The organism is Saccharothrix sp. NRRL B-16314 (genome assembly GCF_000716595.1).
Taxonomy (GTDB): Bacteria; Actinomycetota; Actinomycetes; order Mycobacteriales; family Pseudonocardiaceae; genus Actinosynnema.
Map to the genome: position 1 here is coordinate 139,365 of NZ_JNXC01000021.1, position 16,412 is coordinate 155,776.

The 16,412-nt window shown below is 71.7% G+C and carries 14 protein-coding genes and 1 riboswitch; of the genes, 6 read left to right on the forward strand and 8 right to left on the reverse strand.

The genetic code is table 11. The annotated features are described in order from the left end of the window. The first annotated feature begins 33 nt into the window (after nt 1–33). Nucleotides 34–124, forward strand: a riboswitch (SAM riboswitch). Between the two features lie 200 nt (nt 125–324). From OQ02_RS26175 to OQ02_RS26190, 4 genes are all read left to right on the forward strand, one after another. Then, nucleotides 325–1,335, forward strand: coding sequence for a methionine ABC transporter ATP-binding protein (locus tag OQ02_RS26175; RefSeq protein WP_033441225.1), 1,011 nt, complete (start codon nt 325–327; stop codon nt 1,333–1,335). Continuing rightward, the gene (locus OQ02_RS26180) at nt 1,332–2,015 is read left to right on the forward strand and encodes a methionine ABC transporter permease (RefSeq protein ID WP_033441226.1); all 684 of its coding nucleotides are present in this window, start codon (nt 1,332–1,334) and stop codon (nt 2,013–2,015) included. Before OQ02_RS26175 ends, OQ02_RS26180 begins: the two co-directional genes overlap by 4 nt. Before the next feature lie 49 nt (nt 2,016–2,064). Next, entirely contained in the window at nt 2,065–2,874 is an 810-nt protein-coding gene (locus OQ02_RS26185; RefSeq protein WP_033441227.1) for a MetQ/NlpA family ABC transporter substrate-binding protein, read from the forward strand. A gap of 612 nt (nt 2,875–3,486) precedes the next feature. Next, complete coding sequence (locus tag OQ02_RS26190; RefSeq protein WP_033441228.1) at nt 3,487–4,452, forward strand: 4-(cytidine 5'-diphospho)-2-C-methyl-D-erythritol kinase; 966 nt, start codon at nt 3,487–3,489, stop codon at nt 4,450–4,452. A 1-nt stretch (nt 4,453) separates the two neighbouring features. On the opposite strand, the gene OQ02_RS46065 is transcribed toward OQ02_RS26190, so the two are convergent. Further along, on the reverse strand, nt 4,454–4,855 hold the full coding sequence (locus tag OQ02_RS46065) for a PASTA domain-containing protein (protein WP_063747153.1): 402 nt from the start codon (nt 4,853–4,855) through the stop codon (nt 4,454–4,456). Nucleotides 4,856–4,973: 118 nt separating this feature from the next. On the opposite strand from OQ02_RS46065, the gene OQ02_RS26200 reads away from it, so the two are divergent. Further along, entirely contained in the window at nt 4,974–6,746 is a 1,773-nt protein-coding gene (locus OQ02_RS26200; protein WP_033441229.1) for an ABC-F family ATP-binding cassette domain-containing protein, read from the forward strand. 205 nt (nt 6,747–6,951) lie between these two features. Here the strand turns inward: OQ02_RS26200 and OQ02_RS46760 are convergent, their stop codons facing one another. Beyond that, a complete protein-coding gene (locus tag OQ02_RS46760) occupies nt 6,952–8,184 on the reverse strand; it encodes a DivIVA domain-containing protein (RefSeq protein ID WP_063747154.1) in 1,233 nt (410 codons plus the stop codon). A 104-nt stretch (nt 8,185–8,288) separates the two neighbouring features. On the opposite strand from OQ02_RS46760, the gene OQ02_RS26215 reads away from it, so the two are divergent. Continuing rightward, the gene (locus OQ02_RS26215; RefSeq protein WP_033441230.1) at nt 8,289–9,938 is read left to right on the forward strand and encodes a fatty acyl-AMP ligase; all 1,650 of its coding nucleotides are present in this window, start codon (nt 8,289–8,291) and stop codon (nt 9,936–9,938) included. Nucleotides 9,939–10,040: 102 nt separating this feature from the next. Here the strand turns inward: OQ02_RS26215 and pth are convergent, their stop codons facing one another. The 6 genes from pth to OQ02_RS26245 all read right to left on the reverse strand — a co-directional run bounded on the left by pth (nt 10,041) and on the right by OQ02_RS26245 (nt 16,333). After that, complete coding sequence (gene pth / locus OQ02_RS26220; RefSeq protein ID WP_033441231.1) at nt 10,041–10,610, reverse strand: aminoacyl-tRNA hydrolase; 570 nt, start codon at nt 10,608–10,610, stop codon at nt 10,041–10,043. Further along, nucleotides 10,600–11,112, reverse strand: coding sequence for a DivIVA domain-containing protein (locus OQ02_RS26225; protein ID WP_033441232.1), 513 nt, complete (start codon nt 11,110–11,112; stop codon nt 10,600–10,602). The genes pth and OQ02_RS26225 overlap by 11 nt, the downstream gene beginning before the upstream one ends. A 58-nt stretch (nt 11,113–11,170) precedes the next feature. After that, on the reverse strand, nt 11,171–11,776 hold the full coding sequence (locus OQ02_RS26230; RefSeq protein ID WP_033441233.1) for a 50S ribosomal protein L25/general stress protein Ctc: 606 nt from the start codon (nt 11,774–11,776) through the stop codon (nt 11,171–11,173). Nucleotides 11,777–12,154: 378 nt separating this feature from the next. Beyond that, nucleotides 12,155–13,126 (reverse strand): ribose-phosphate diphosphokinase, encoded by a 972-nt coding sequence (locus OQ02_RS26235; RefSeq protein WP_033441328.1) that lies wholly within the window; start codon nt 13,124–13,126, stop codon nt 12,155–12,157. A gap of 14 nt (nt 13,127–13,140) precedes the next feature. Continuing rightward, nucleotides 13,141–14,619, reverse strand: a complete 1,479-nt coding sequence (glmU, locus tag OQ02_RS26240; protein ID WP_033441234.1) for a bifunctional UDP-N-acetylglucosamine diphosphorylase/glucosamine-1-phosphate N-acetyltransferase GlmU — start codon at nt 14,617–14,619, stop codon at nt 13,141–13,143. Nucleotides 14,620–14,686: 67 nt separating this feature from the next. Beyond that, nucleotides 14,687–16,333: a GGDEF domain-containing protein gene (locus tag OQ02_RS26245; RefSeq protein ID WP_033441235.1), complete on the reverse strand. Its 1,647-nt coding sequence runs from the start codon at nt 16,331–16,333 to the stop codon at nt 14,687–14,689. Between the last annotated feature and the right edge of the window lie 79 nt (nt 16,334–16,412).

The window sequence follows — 16,412 nt, forward strand, 5'->3', positions numbered from 1 at the left end:
TGCGTCGGCCGGGTCGGGTCAGGTGTACTCGTGTTGCCATCCCGAGCGGCTGAGAGACCTGGCTCTACGACGCCGCAGCAACCACCCCCCACGGGGCAGGTGCTTCCGCCAGGATCGATGGAGGATCACGTGCCCAGGATGCGAATGCTCACCCGCCGGCGGGTCGTCGACCACGGTCGCCGCACGTCCTCGGCCTGTCGCAGCTTCTGAAGCCCTAGGCGCTTTCGAATCCTCGCGTCCTCTCGCGGGACACCCTTCTGAGCTGGAGCCGCCGGTCCGGCACGCCGTGAGCGTGCCCGGCCGCATGCAGTCGTGGAGCGAAACGTGATCACTGTCGAGAACCTCACCAAGACCTTCCCCGGGAGTACCGGGCAGGTTCGCGCGCTGGACGGCGTGAACCTGGACGTCGCCGCGGGCACCGTCCTCGGCGTCGTCGGCCCCAGCGGTTCGGGCAAGTCCACCCTCGCCCGGTGCGTCGGCCTGCTGGAGCGCCCGGACAGCGGCTCGATCCGCGTCGACGGCACCGACCTCGTCTCGCTCGACGGCATCGCGCTGCGGGCCGCCCGCCGGCAGATCGGCGTTGTGCCGCAAGGAGATTCCCTGCTCCGCCAGCGCACCGCCGCGGGCAACGTCGCGCTGCCGCTGGAGGCCGCGGGCGTCGCCGGGCCGCAGCGCCGCAACCGCGTCGCCGAACTCCTCGACCTGGTCGGCCTGACCGACAAGGCGGGGTCGTACCCCGACCAGCTGTCCGGTGGCCAGCGCCAGCGGATCGCGGTCGCCCGCGCCCTCGCGGCGTCGCCGTCGGTGCTGCTGGCCGACGAGCCGACGTCCGCGCTCGACCCCGACACCACCGGCTCGGTGCTCGCCGTGCTGGACCGGGCGCGGGCCGAGCTGGGCGTGACGGTGCTCGTGGTCACGCACGACATGGGCGTGGTCCGGCGGATCTGCGACGACGCCGCGGTGCTGGAGAACGGTCGCGTCGTCGAGCACGGCAAGGTGCTCGACCTGGTGTCCGACGCCGCCAGCCGCACGGCCGCTTCGCTGCTGCCCGCCGTGGACCAGAACCCCGCCGCCGAAGGCTCGTTCGACCGGGTCGCGGACGTCGTGCTGATCGGCTTCGCCGCCGTCGGCGCGCTGCTGCCCGAGGCCACCAGCCGGTTCGGCGTCGACCTGAACCTGCTCGGCGGCGGCCTGACCAGGCTGGGGGAGACCCCGGTCGCGCGGTTCCGGGTCGGGCTGAAGGGCGAGCGCGCGGACTCGGCGCTGGAGTGGATCTCGGAGGCGGGCGGCTCGGTGCGGCGGACCCTGTCGGGTCCCCAGGGAGTAGCTGCGTGAGGTCTGCGACACCCTGGTCGGAGGTCTTCGACCAACTGCTCTTGGCTACCGGTGAGACGTTGTACATGGTGGTCGTCTCGACCGTCATCGCGGTTCTGCTCGGCACACCCGTCGGCATCTGGCTCCAGCTCACCGCTCCCGGTGGGCTGAGGCCGCGGCCGGTGCTCCACAAGGTGCTGGGGTTCGTGGTGGACCTCGGCCGCTCCATGCCGTTCCTGGTGCTGCTCGTCGTGCTCACGTCGCTGACGAGGCTGTTGCTCAGCAGCACGATCGGACCGACGGCGGCGATCGTGCCGCTGTCGGTCGGCGCGATCCCGTTCGTCGGCAGGCTGGTCCAGAACGTGCTGGCCGAGGTGCACGTGTCGGTGGTCGAGGCCGCCGTCACGACCGGGTCGTCCACGCTGCGGATCGTGCGCAGCGTGCTGCTCCGCGAATCGGCGCCAGCCCTGGTCAACGCGGTCGGCGTGACCGCGATCGCGCTGCTCGGGTACTCGGCGATGGCCGGCGTGGTCGGCGGCGGAGGACTCGGCGACCTCGCCGTGCGGATGGGCTACCAGCGGTTCAACGACCGGTACCTGTGGAGCACGGTCGTCGTGCTGGCCGTCATCGCCACCGCGATCCAGCTCGTCACCAACCGGGTCGCGCGCGGCGTGGACCGCCGGCGCACCACATCTGTCTGATCTCTTCCCGGCAACACCCTCCTGGCAAGAACCTCCCAAAAGGAACGACATGCGTATTCGTGCTGCCCTCGTCGCCGTGCTGCTGACCGCAGTGGGCTGCGGAAGTGGCGACACCGGCGGCGCCGCCTCGGACCCGAACGCGGCCCTGAGGATCGGCGTCAGCCCCGTACCGCACGCGCAGGTGCTGCGGTACGTGGCGGACAACCTGGCCGCGTCGAAGGGCTTGAAGATCGAGGTCGTCGAGTTCACCGACTACGTGCAGCCGAACACCGCGCTGGTGGACGGTTCGCTGGACGGGAACTACTTCCAGACCGTGCCGTACCTGGACACGTTCAAGGCGGAGAGCGGCGCCGCGCTGGAGTGGATCGGCCCAGTGCACATCGAACCGCTCGGCGTGTACTCGAAGAAGCACAAGGCGCTGGCCGACCTGCCGTCCGGCGCGCGGGTGGCCGTCGCCAACGACGCGACGAACGAGGCGCGCGGGCTGAAGCTGCTGCAGGACAACGGCGTGATCAAGGTGAAGCCGGGCACGGAGAAGACGGCGACCATCCGGGACATCGCGGAGAACCCGAAGAACCTGGAGTTCGTGGAGCTGGAGGCGGCGCAGCTGCCCCGATCCCTGGACGACACGGACGCGGCGGTGGTCAACGGCAACTACGCCATCGACGCCGGCCTCAAGCCGTCGTCCGACGCGTTGGCGCTGGAGCGGGCCGAGGGCAACCCGAACGCGAACGGGCTGGTGACGCGGGTCGAGCTGAAGGACGACCAGCGGGTCAAGGACCTGCTCGCGCTGCTCCAGTCGCAGGAGGTCAAGGACTACATCAAGGAGACGTTCGCGGGCTCGGTGCTCGCCGTCTGACGATCCGACCGCCTGGACCGGTCCGACAGCGTGGACCGGTTTGGGCGTTCGGCGGCTTGGACGGTCGAGGGTCGGTCAGCTGCTGCCAGTTCGGCAGCTGCCCGGCCGCCCGGCCGCCCGCCTGCCCGGCCTGCCCGGCGCGCCTGCCTGCCCGGCCTGCCCGGCGCGCCCGCCTGCCAGTCGCCCGCCTGCCAGCCGTCCGCCGGTCGACGGATCAGCCGTCGGGCAGTTCGGACTTTCGGCAGCCGAACAGTCCGCCCCGTCAGCCGTCAGCCGTCAGCCGTCAGCCGTCAGCCGTCCGCCCGTCCGTCAGTTGGGCATTCCGCCGGGTCCGCCGGGCCGCCCGGGTTTGCCGTCCGGCCGACGGCCGGTGTCGCGGCCGTCGGCGCGGCCGGAATCGCTTCGCAGGGGTCCTCGCCAAGGGGACCCCTGCTTTGATCTTGCCGGCTTGGTCCGACGAAGGCGCGCGGTCGGCGCGGGCCTGTGGACAACTCGCAGATCTGTGGACAACTGCGTGGTGCCGGTCGGTGCCGAATGGTACCGACAGCATCCCGCAGCAGGTCAGGGGTCGGTAGGAGCGGACAACCCGGAAACGCCCGTACGCTTCATGGCGTGCTCGCTGTCGTCCCACCCCCGGTCACGGTCCGCGTCCCGGCCAAGGTCAACCTGCACCTGGCTGTAGGCGATCTTCGCTCGGACGGCTACCACGACCTCGTGACGATCTTCCAGGCCTTGTCGCTGACCGACGAGGTCACCGTCGCCATCGCCGAGGACCCCGGGGTCGAGGTGCACGGCGAAGGCGCCGACGCCGTCCCCACCGGCGCGTCCAACCTGGCCTGGCGGGCGGTGCGGGTGCTGGCCGAGCACGTCGGCCGCGACCCCGACGACCCGAAGGTCCGGGTCGTGATCCGCAAGGCCATCCCGGTCGCCGGCGGCATGGCGGGCGGCAGCGCGGACGCGGCGGCGACGCTCGTCGGCCTGGCCGCCCTGTGGCGGCTGGAGATCAGCCGGGACGACCTGGCGACGCTGGCGGGCAAGATCGGCGCCGACGTCCCGTTCGGCATCTACGGCGGCAGCGCGCTGGGCACCGACCGGGGCGACCGGATCGTCCCGGTGCTGTCCCGCCACACGTTCCACTGGGTGCTCGCGTTCGACCGGCGCGGCCTGTCCACCCCCGAGGTGTTCGACGAGCTGGACCGGCTGCGCGCGGACGGCGACCCGCCCCGCGTCGGTGAGGCGGAGGCCGTGCTGGAAGGCATGGCGTCCGGCGACCCGCGTCAGCTCGCGCTGCTGCTGGGCAACGACCTCCAAGCGGCGGCCGTGTCGCTGCGGCCGAACCTGCGCCGCACGCTGCGCGCGGGCGTGAACGCGGGCGCGTTGGCCGGCATGGTGTCCGGATCCGGGCCGACCTGCGCGTTCCTGTGCACCGACGGCGATTCCGCGGTGCGGGTGGCGGCCGAACTGGCGGGCGCGGGCGTGTGCCGGACGGTGCGCGTGGCGCAAGGCCCGGTGCACGGCGCACGCGTCATCGGCACCGAAGAGGCACCCCGGCCGATCCCGCCCGAGGTGCACGCCTGAGCTACTCGTCGTTCTTCTTGGCCGACAGCAGCACCTCGGTGTCGCAGGGGACGACCTGCCCGGCGGCCGGCGTCTGCGCGGTCGTGGTCCAGTTCCGGTCCAGGGCGAGCACCCGTCCCTGACCGGTCGCGTCCTGTTCGCGCAGCATGAAGAGGCCTGCGGCCTGCATGGTGTCCTGCGCGGTCTGGTGGATCATGCCGACGACGTTCGGGACGGTGCAGGTCTTCGCCACCGGTTCGGTCGCCGCCGGTTCGGTCGCTGCCGGCGCGGTTGCCGCTGGTTCGGTCGCTGCCGGTGTCGTCGCGGCCGGCACCGTGACCGTCGTCGTGGCCGGTGGCGTGGTGCCGCACCCCGCGACCACCAGGGCCGTCAACGCGCCGGCGACCCACTTCAGCTGTGACATCGGACTCCCTCGCTCGGCTACAGCCGGTACGTCGGGTCGGTGCGGACCGTCGTTACCGGCGCGGTAGCTAGGCTGGCGTACTGCGCATACCCCTGTCTCTCGATGAAGGTGCTGGTACATGGCCAACTTGGTCAACTTGGAGAACGTCTCCAAGTCGTTCGGCGTGCGTCCGCTGCTCGACGGCGTGTCCCTCGGCGTCGGCGAAGGCGACCGCATCGGCGTCGTAGGCCTCAACGGCGGCGGCAAGACGACGCTGCTGGAGGTCCTGGCCGGGCTCGCCGAACCGGACGAGGGCCGGGTCAGCCAGAACCGGGGGCTGCGGATGGCGGTAGTCACCCAGCGCACCGAACTCGCCGAGGGCTCGACCGTCCGCAACGCCGTCATCGACCCGCTCGGGTTCGACGCCGAGCACGAGTGGGCGGCCGACGCGCGGGTGCGGTCCATCCTCGACGGCCTCGGCATCACCGGGTTCGGGCTGGACTCGCCCGTGGGCACGATGTCCGGTGGCGAGCGGCGGCGGGTGGCGTTGGCGGCGGCGCTGGTGCAGGACCTGGACCTGGTCGTGCTGGACGAGCCGACCAACCACCTGGACGTCGAGGGTGTGCGCTGGCTGGCCGACCACCTGCTGGCCCGGCGCACGGCGCTCGTCGTGGTCACCCACGACCGGTGGTTCCTGGACACGGTGTGCAGTCGCACGTGGGAAGTCGTCAACGGCAAGGTCGAGCAGTACGAGGGCGGCTACGCGGACTGGATCTTCGCCCGCGCCGAACGCGCCCGGCTGGCCGACACGATCGAGGAGAAGCGCCGCAACCTGGCCCGCAAGGAGCTGGCGTGGCTGCGCCGAGGCGCACCCGCCCGCACGTCCAAGCCCCGCTACCGGATCGAGGCCGCGGAAGAGCTGATCTCCGACGTGCCGCCGCCGCGCGACTCGGTCGAGCTGCTGGCGTTCGCCAAGCGCAGGCTCGGGCGCACGGTGCTGGAGCTCGAGGACGCGACGCTGACCGTGCCCGGTCGGACGCTCGTGCGCGACCTGACGTGGCGGATCGGGCCGGGCGACCGGATCGGGATCGTCGGCGTCAACGGGTCGGGCAAGACGACGCTGCTGAAGGCGTTGGCCGGTGAGCGCGAGCTGGAGACCGGCAAGCGCGTCCAGGGGCAGACGGTGAAGCTCGCGCACCTCAGCCAGGAGTTGCACGACCTGGACGGGTCGATGCGGGTGCTGGAGGCCGTCGAGGAGATCGCGCGGCGGGTGGTGCTGGGCAAGCAGGAGATGTCCGCGTCGCAGCTGGCCGAGCGGTTCGGGTTCTCGTCGCAGAAGCAGTGGACGCCCGTCGGTGACCTGTCCGGCGGTGAGCGGCGGCGGTTGCAGCTGTGCCGGCTGCTGATGGCCGAGCCGAACGTGCTGCTGCTCGACGAGCCGACCAACGACCTGGACATCGACACGTTGCAGCAGCTGGAGGACCTGCTCGACTCGTGGCCGGGGACGCTGGTGGTGATCTCGCACGACCGTTACCTGGTGGAGCGGGTGTGCGACCAGGTGGTGGCGTTGTTCGGCGAGGGTGGGCTGACCGACCTGCCCGGCGGGATCGAGGAGTACCTGCGGCGGCGGGACCGGCAGAAGGAGGTCGAGACCGCGGCGCCCAAGGCGGCTTCGTCCGCGCCGGCGTCGTCGGCGGCTGATCAGCGTGCCGCGCGCAAGGAGCTGGCCCGGCTGGAACGGCGGCTGGAGACGTTGCAGAAGAAGGAGGCCCAGCTGCACTCGGCGTTGGCGGAGGCGGCCACCGACCCGGAGCGCCTGATGGCCCTGGACGCCGAGCTGAAGGCCGTGCTGGTCGAGGCCGAGGGCGTCGAGGCCCAGTGGCTCGAGGCCGCCGAGACCGCCGAGTCCTGACCCCCTCTCCCGTGAGTCCTACGTTCAGGACGCGTGAGTCGTACCTTCAGAACCCCCGTGTCCTACGTTCGGAACCCCCGAGTTCAACGCTCAGTGCTAGATCGACTGTTCTGAGCGTTGAACTCGGGGGTCCTGAACGTAGGACTCACGCGTTCTGAACGTAGGACTCACGGGGCGGGAACGTAGGACTCACGGGGCGTGAGGGTCAGCGGCCCCGGCGGCGGAGTTCGGTGACGAGCAGGGGCATGAGCTCGTCGACGAACGCGCAGTCGTAGCCCTGCCCCACCATCAGGGACGTGGCGAACGTCGCCTCGGCCACCTCCGCCGAGGAGGCGCCCACCATGCCGTCCAACGCGATGCCGACCTCCTCCAACATCCGGTCCACCTGGGACGTCCGGTACCCGCGCTGCGCCGGCCCGGCCACCGGAATCTTGATCGCCCGGAGCTGCTTCCACGACGTGATCGGCGGCAACGCGACCGGCCGGAGCGAACCCGGCGCCGGCGGGTCGTCGACCAGCTGCTTCTCCACCCGCGCCAGGAACGCGTCGACCTCGGTCTCGTCGTACCCGCGCCGCCCGAACATCGGCCGGCTGAACCGGGCTTCGCGCACCTCGCGCGCGCTCAGGTCGTCCTGCCCCAGCAGCGTGTTCTCGATCCGGTCCAGGAACTTGTCGACCTGCGTCTCGTGGTACCCGCGCCGACCGCGTGGCGGTTTCCCGAAGGCAGCTGTGCGGACGTCACGCGCGGTCAACGGGCGGGTGCCCGGACCAGGACGCGGCCGGACGGGCGGAGGCGGGGCGAGCGGGCGCTCCAACGCCACCAGGGGCGAGCGCTCCAACGTCACCACGACCAGGTCGAGGAACGTGTCCACGTCGTCCTCGTCGTACCCGACCTGCCCCGGCGGCGCGTAGCCGAACTCGTGGTCCTGCACTTCCTGCGCGGTCAGCACGTCCCGGCCCGCCAGGGTGTTCTCGATCCGGTCGAGGAACGCGTCGATCTCGCCCTCGTGGTAGCCGCGGTTCCCCGGTCTGGGCTTGTGGAACCGCACGGCCCGCACGTCCTGCGGCGTGAGCCCGGCCGCCGCGGGACGCATCCCGGTCGACGTCGCGTGCGCGCCCTGCGCCGGTGCGGAGGCCTGCTGCCGCTGGGGCGTCGAACCCAGCGTCTCGGCGACGAGGTCCATGAACGCGTCGACCTCGATCGCGTGGTACCCGGGCCGGCCGGGTCTGAACCGCGCGCTGCGCACGTCCTGCTCGGTCACGTCGTCGCGACCCAGCAGGGTCTCCTCGATGCGGTCGAGGAAGGTGTCCACCTGCCCCTCGTCGTACCCGGCCAGGCCCGGGGGCGGACGGTGGAAGGCGACCTGCCGCAGATCCCGCGCGCTCAACAGCGGCGCCGGATGTGCCGGCAGGTGTTGGCGCGCGCCGAACCCGGTCACCCGTTACCTCCTTCGAGTGTGTACCGGGGAGTATCGCCGGACGACGGCCCGGTCGTTTCGCCCTATCGGCTCAATGCTTCGAAGATCGCTCTACCCTGTTCGACATGAGCAGGTTCGTTGACACGATGGTGGCAACCGCTTCGGGTGCCGGAGCACGGGAGCGGGGGATGACCACGGGGGAGCCGAACGCTCCCGTCCGCCGGTCGTGGGCGGAGGTTCACGACCACGCCACCCGCATGGCGGGCGCCCTCGTGGCCGACGGGATCGTGCGGGGCGACTCGGTCGCGGTGCTCGCGGGCGACCCGGCCGTGATCGCGCCCGCGGTGCAGGCCGTGTGGCTGGCCGGCGGCAGCACGACCATGCTGCACCAGCCGACGGCCCGCACCGACCTGGCCGAGTGGGCCGGGGACACCCTCCGGGTGCTGGGCATGATCAACGCGAAGCTGGTGCTGCTCGGCACGCCGTTCGACGCGCTGTCGGGCGTCCTGGACGAGCACGGCGTCGCCTACCGCAAGCTGGACGAGCTGACCGGTGAGCCGCTGGCTGCGCCCGTCCACGTCGACGAGGACATGCCCGCGCTGCTCCAGCTCACCAGCGGGTCGACCGCCGACCCGAAGGCCGTCCGCATCACGCACGGCAACCTGTGGTCCAACGCCAAGGCCATGGAGATCGCCGCCGAGCTGGACCCGGAGACCGACCGGATGGTCTCCTGGCTGCCGCTGTTCCACGACATGGGGATGGTCGGCTTCCTGACCGTGCCCATGCTGCTCGGCATCGACCTGGTCAAGGTGACGCCGGTCGACTTCCTCACCCGCCCCACCCTGTGGCCGGACCTGATCAGCCGCTACCAGGGCACCATCACCGCCGCGCCGAACTTCGCGTACGCCATCGCCGCGCGCCGCATGAAGGGCGTGGACGACGGCGCGCTCGACCTGTCGAAGCTGCGGATCGCGCTGAACGGCGCCGAGCCCATCGACCCGGCCGCGGTGAAGGCGTTCACCGACGAGGGCGCGAGGTTCGGGCTGCGGCCGGAGTGCGTGCTGTGCGCGTACGGCATGGCGGAGACGACGCTGGGCGTGGCGTTCGCGCCGGTGTTCACCGGGATCGCGGTGGACGTGGTGGACCCGGCGGAGCTGGAGGCGGGCCACCGTGCCGTGCCGGTGCCGGCGGGCAGCCCGAACGCGCGGGAGTTCCCGCTGCTCGGGCCGCCGCTGCCGGGGCTCGAGGTGCAGGTCGTCGACTCCGAGGGCGCGGTGCTGGGCGAACGCGAGGTCGGGCAGCTGCGGGTGCGCGGCGAGGCCGTGACGCCCGGCTACCTCACCGTGGACGGCCCGGTGGCCACCCGGGACGCCGACGGCTGGCTGGACACCGGCGACGAGGGCTACGTGGCCGACGGCCAGGTCGTCGTGTGCGGGCGGCGCAAGGACGTGATCATCATGGGTGGTCGCAACATCTACCCGACGGACATCGAACGCGCGGCGGCGGCCGTTGAGGGCGTGCGCGCGGGCAACGCGATGGCCGTGCGGCTGGACGCGGGCACGCGGCGTGAGCGGTTCGCCGTGGTGGTCGAGTCGAAGCTGGTGGGTGACGACGACGCGGTGCGGGCGTTGAGCAAGGAGATCAGCGCGAGGGTCATGGACGCGGTCAGCGCGCGTCCGTACTCGGTGGTCGTGCTCAAGCCCGGAAGCCTGCCCAAGACCCCGTCCGGCAAGCTCCGCCGTTCCGCCGCGGCTTCCCTGGTGCCCGCCGGCTGAACGCGCGCTTCGGCACGTTGGAGGCGCGGTCGACCGGCACACCGCTCGGCCGCGCCCGGCGCGTCACTTCCACTCGCCGTAGGTGCCCAGTGGAACTTGTGCTCAGTGGAATTTGTTCTGGGCGGCTTCCAGCCCCAACTCCAGCAGAGCCTCCACGGCGTCCGCCGCGCGGTCCAGCTCGAAGGCCAGCTCCTTGCGTTCCACGAGCGAGAAGTCGCGCAGCACGTAGTCGGCCGGGTCCATCCGGCCCGGCGGCCGGTCCACCCCGAACCGCACCCGGTGGTAGTCCTTGGTGCCCAGCGACTTCGTGATCGACCGGAGCCCGTTGTGCCCGTTCTCCCCGCCGCCGAGCTTCAGCCGCACCGTGCCGAACGGCAGGTCCAGCTCGTCGTGCACCACGATGACCGACGCGGGCGGCACCTTGTAGAAGTTCGCCGTGCCCGCGACCGGCCCACCGGAGGTGTTCATGTAGCCGCGCGGCTTGGCCAGCACGACCCGGCGCCCGGCCAACCGGCCCTCCAGCACCTCCGCGCCGCCCTTGTGCGCCTTGAACTTGCCGCCCACCCGCGAAGCCAGCTCGTCCAGCACCAGGAACCCGACGTTGTGCCGGTTGCCCTCGTACTTGGGGCCGGAGTTGCCCAGCCCGACGACCAGGGCCACGTCATCGACCACGGAACCGCAACTCCTGCTCAAGCTCGTCCAACAGGGTGTCCACCGCGCGCACCTGGTAGCCGCGCCGAAGTCCGGACGTCGTGGTGAACCTGGTGTGGCGAACCTCGCTGGAGGTCATCCGCCCCCGGCCGTCCAGCGTCGCGGCGGCCCGACCGAGGAACGTGTCGACTTCGCCGCGATCGTAGCCGTTCGGTGATCGGGGGAGCTTCACCGCCAGCACCGCGTCACCGGTCTGGAGGGTCGTCGGCGGCACGTGCCCGGACCGCAGCTGGTGCTCCAGGGCGGCCAGGAAGTCGTCCACGGTCCGCTGGTCGTAGCCGCCCGCGATCTCGGTGAACGCGATCGTCCGCACCTGGTCGGGGTGCAGCCGGGTGCGTCCGGCGAGGGCGTCGGCGATGCGCAGCAGGAACGCGTCCACCTGCGCCGGGTCGTAGCCCTTGCCGCGCTTGCGGGGGAAAGACGTGGAGCGCACCTGCGCCGGGGTGAGAAACGGGAACGGCACGCCACCCCAGCCGTGCGGCGGGGGAGGCGTGCCGTTCGAGTTGCCCGACGTGATGGGCTCAGCCTTCTTCGGTGGCCTCGGTGTCGGTGGCCTCGGTCTCGCCACCGTCCATGTCGGCGGCCGTCGGCGCCGCGTTGATCGCGAGGACCATCGCGTCGGCGTCGGTCACCAGCGTGGTGCCGGTGGGCAGGACCAGGTCGGACGCGTGCACCTGGGTGCCCGCACCGAGACCGGAGATGGAGTACTCGACCTGCTCGGGGATGTTCAGCGCGTCGGCCTCGACCTGCACCGAGGTGAGGTCCTGGGTGAGGAGGGTCGCCGCGGCGGCGTCGCCGGTGAGGACGATCGGCACCTCGACGGTGACCTTCTCGCCCCGCTGCACGAGCAGCAGGTCGACGTGCTCGATGTAGTTCTTGATGGGGTGCGTGGTGACGGTCTTGGTCAGCGCCAGCTCGGTGGAGGACTCGATGTCCAGCGTGAGAACTGCGTTCTGACCGTGCTCGCGGACAACACGGGCGAACTCGAGCGCCGGCAGGGCCAGGTGCTTCGGGTCGGAACCGTGGCCGTAGAGCACCGCGGGGATCTTGCCGGCGCGGCGGGTGCGGCGGGCGGCGCCCTTGCCGAACTCGGTGCGCTGCTCTGCGGCGAGACGGACCTCGGACACGGTGGGGCTCTCCTAACGGTCTGGCCAGGTATACGTCGGCGGGTACGTCGGGCGGGGCGAAGCGGGGGTTGGCCTGCGGCGGCGGGCGGCGCGGAGGGTGAACACGCGCGGCATCACAACCGCCGCGTCGATCACGCCGAGCGTGATGCTCGCCCTCGCCGAGGCAACCTGAACAGTGTAGGACGACCCGCTCGACAAGGCCTAATCGGGGTTCACTACCGGTCCCCGACACCCCCGTGCACGCCGTCGCGAACGTTGAATTCGGGGGTCCCGAACGTAGGACTCACGCGTTCTGAACGTAGGACTCACGGGTTCTGGAGGTAGGGCTCGCGGCGGTGACCGGTCGGCTCGGGAGAGCCGACCGGTCGGGCTCGCAGGTCAGGCGTTGCCGTCGAAGAGCGAGGTGACGGAGCCGTCCTCGAAGACCTCCTGGATCACGCGCGCCAGGAGGGGTGCGATCGGCAGCACGGTCATCGCGTCGAACCGCTTCTCCGCCGGGATCGGCAGGGTGTCGGTGAACACGACCTCACGCGCGCCGCAGTTCTGCAGGCGCTCCACGGCCGGGCCGGAGAGCACCGGGTGGGTGGCCGCGATGACCACGTCCGACGCGCCCTCGGCGAGCAGCTGGTCCACCGCCTTGGTGATGGTGCCGCCGGTGTCGATCATGTCGTCGATGACCACGCACAGCCGGCCCTCGACCTGGCCGACCACCCGGTTCGCCACGACCTCGTTCGGCCGCAGCGGGTCGCGGGTCTTGTGGATGAACGCGATCGGCGTGCCGCCCAGCGTGTCCGCCCACTTCTCGGCCAGCTTGGTCCGCCCGGCGTCCGGCGACACGACGGTGAGGTCGCGCCCGGCGTACTTGCCGCGGATGTGCTCGGCCAGCAGCGGCATGGCCCAGAGGTGGTCCACCGGGCCGTCGAAGAAGCCCTGGATCTGCGACGTGTGCAGGTCGACCGACACCAGCCGGTCCGCGCCCGCGGTCTTGAACATGTCCGCCACCAGGCGCGCCGAGATCGGCTCGCGCCCGCGGTGCTTCTTGTCCTGCCGCGCGTACGGGTAGAACGGCATGATCACGGTGATCCGCTTCGCGGACGCCCGCTTCAGCGCGTCCACCATGATCAGCTGCTCCATGAGCCACTGGTTGATCGGCGCGCAGTGCGACTGGATGACGAACGCGTCGCAGCCGCGCACGCTCTCCTCGAAGCGCACGAAGATCTCACCGTTGGCGAAGTCGTACGCCGACTGCGGGGTCACCGAGACGTTGAGGTGCTTGGCCACCTGCTCGGTCAGCTCGGGATACGCGCGCCCGCCGAAGAGCATCAGGTTCTTCTTGGGTGTCCCGGCCATCGTGAGGTTCACGGTCAGCGCCCTTCTTCGGTTGTGCCTGCATTCTCGGGCGTCTGGGCACGTTCCGCCGCTTCGGCGGCGGCCGTGCCCGGCCTCCGGGAGACCACCCAGCCTTCGAGGTTCCGCTGCGGTCCGCCGGACACCGCCAGCGCACCGGGCGGCACGTTGCGCCGCACCACGGTCCCCGCACCGGTGTACGCGCCGTCCCCCACGGTCACCGGCGCGACGAACATGTTGTCCGAGCCCGTGCGGCAGTGCGACCCGATCACGGTCCGGTGCTTGTTCACCCCGTCGTAGTTCACCGTGACGCTGGCCGCGCCGATGTTGGAGTGCTCGCCGATGGTGGTGTCGCCGATGTAGCTCAGGTGCGGCACCTTGCTGCCCACGCCGATGTCCGAGTTCTTGACCTCGACGAACCCACCGATCTTGCCCTTGGCGCCGAGCCGCGTGCCGGGCCGCAGGTAGGAGAACGGGCCGACGGACGCGCCCTCGCCGATCTCCGCGCCCGAGCCGTGCGTGCGGACCACGGACGCGCCCGCGCCGATCACGCACGCGGACAGCGTGGAGTCGGGCCCGACGACCGCGCCCTCGCCGACCGTGGTGCCCGCGCGCAGCTGCACGCCGGGCTCGATCAGCACGTCGCGGTCGAGCTGCACGTCCGCGTCCAGCCACGTGGTGGCCGGGTCGACCACCGTGACGCCCGAACGCATGGCCCGCTCCACCAGCCGGCGGTTCAGCTCGGCGCCCAGCCGCGCCAGCTGCACGCGGTCGTTCACGCCCTCGACCAGCCACTCGTCGGACGTGACGAGGGCGCCGACGCGCCGCCCGTCGCCGCGCGCGATGGTCAGCACGTCGGTCAGGTACAGCTCGCCCTGCGCGTTGTCGGTGGACAGCCGGGAGAGCCCGTCGCGCAGCACGGCCGCGTCGAACGCGTACACCCCCGAGTTGATCTCGGTGATCCCGAGCTGCGCGGGCGTGGCGTCCTTCTGCTCCACGATCGCCTCGACCGAGCCGTCCGCGGACCGCACGATCCGCCCGTACCCGGTGGGGTCGGCGACGACGGCGGTCAGCACGGTCACCGCGTTGCCCCGCGCGCCGTGCTCGGCCAGCAGCCCGAGCAGCGTCTCGGAGTCGAGCAGCGGCACGTCGCCGTACGTCACCACGACCGTGCCGGACAGGTCGGCGGGCAGCTCGGCGAGGCCGCAGCCGACCGCGTGCCCGGTGCCCTCCTGCTCCTCCTGCACCGCCACGGTGACCTTGCGGTCCAGCGCGGTGGACACGTGGTCGAGGTGTTCGGCGACCGCCGTGCGGCCGTGGCCGACGACGACCGCGAGGTGGTCCGGGTCGGTACCGGCGGCGGCGCGCACGGCGTGCTCCACCAGGGAACGGCCGGCGATGCGGTGCAACACCTTCGGAGTGGCTGAGCGCATGCGGGTGCCTTCACCCGCTGCGAGGACGATCGTGCTGACTGGGGTGGGGACACCCTCGAGCATCAGCGCTCTCCCTAGCTGAGTGCGTGCCTTCAGCGGGAGGGGCCTGGCTTCCCGCCAGGTGCTGATACTAAGCGTCTGAGGAAGGCTCGACTTCCACCGCGGCAACCTGGCAGCCACCCCGGCGTTTCGCCACGTACATCGCGGAGTCGGCTCGGGCCAGCGCCGCGTGCGCCGCCTCGCGGGGGCGCACGGAGATCACGCCGACGGACAGCGTCACCCCTCTGGACAGGTCGGATGGCAGTCCGGCGACGGCATCCACGGCCCGGCCGAGGGCCGCTTCGGCGGCGTGCAGCGGCGCACCGGGCAGCAGCACGACGAACTCGTCGCCGCCGTACCGGGCCACCAGGTCGTCACCCCGCAACGCCTGCCGGAGTGTGCTCGCAATCACGCGCAGGACGTCGTCGCCCTCGGCGTGCGAGTGCTTGTCGTTGACCACCTTGAACCCGTCGAGGTCGACCAGGGCGATGGCCATCGGGTGGGTCTGCGCGCTGATCAGCCCCGCCAGCCGGTCGTCAAGGGCGCGTCGGTTCGGCAGGCCGGTCAGCGGGTCCTGCAGCGCCTGCTGCGCGATGGCGCCGTGCGCCCGGGTCAGCCGCTCGTGGTCGCGCCGGGTGAGCAGGGTGGCGGTGCGGGCCTCCTGCATCAGCCACAGCTCCACCTCCAGCGCGTTGGCGTAGGTCTGCAACGCGGAGATGGTGCGCTCGCCGTGCGGGCCGGACATGTTGGCGTACTCGCGGGTCAGGCACAGCATGAGCGTCGGCTCAGAGGTGTCGTGCTCCAGCCGCTCGCGGGCGTCGTGCAGCACCTGCAACGCCTGCTGGGGCAGGTCCTCCATGTCGAGGCAGCGGGCCAGGGCGATCGACACGATGATCAGCTCGCGGGCGTACATGGCCAGTTCGCGCAGCGACCACAGCCGCGCGATGTGCTCCGCGCCGGGCTTGGCCAGCGCGTGCGCCGCGCCGATCACCGGCACCTGCTCGGCGGCCGTCCGGTCCCGCCGCCCGGGGTGCAGCGACTCCCGGAACGGGCCCTCGACTGCGGTGGCGATGGCGGACGCGGTGGCGAACCGCTCGGTGGCCTCGTCGAAGTTGTCCACCCGCTCCAGCCGCAGGCCCCAGCCGATCAGCAGCCGGGTCCGGTTGAGAAGGTGCACGTAGATCTGGTGCGGGTTGGCGCTGTCCCGGATCGCGTTGTGCGCCCGCGCCAGCACGTCGTCCGCCATCTCGTAGACGCCCAGCTGGGTGAGCACGAGCCCGGTCGACCCCAGCGCGGACGCGAGCAGCCGGTCCCAGGTCCGCTTGTCCATCATCGGGTCGGGCGCGAGGTCTTCCTCCAGCATCGCGAGGCCACCGGCGACCTCGCTCAGCGCCTTGTCCTCGAACCCACCCATCAGGTAGCGGCGACCGCGCAGCGCGTGCGCCTCGGCCTCCAGCACCAGCAGGCCGTGCCGCCGGGTGTGCGCGAGCATCTCGTCCAGCACGCTGTCGGACAGGTCGACCAGGCCGGGGGTGACGATCCGGACCACCGCCGCCGCGCGCAGGAGCTGGCCGACGATCCGCGGCTCGCCGCGACCCTGCGCCTCGGCCAGGATCTCGTCGACCTCGTGCGCCGCGTCGAGCTGGTCGGACAGGTGGCTGCTCTGGGCCACGGCCACGAGCTCACTCGCGCGGCCGACCAGCCACGCGTCGGACATCTCGTGGAGCGCCGGCGCCACGTTGTCCTGCTCGTCGACCGCTTCCTCGTGCAGCGACTCACACCCCCATGCAGACGCAGGGCGGCCGGGACCTTCGTGG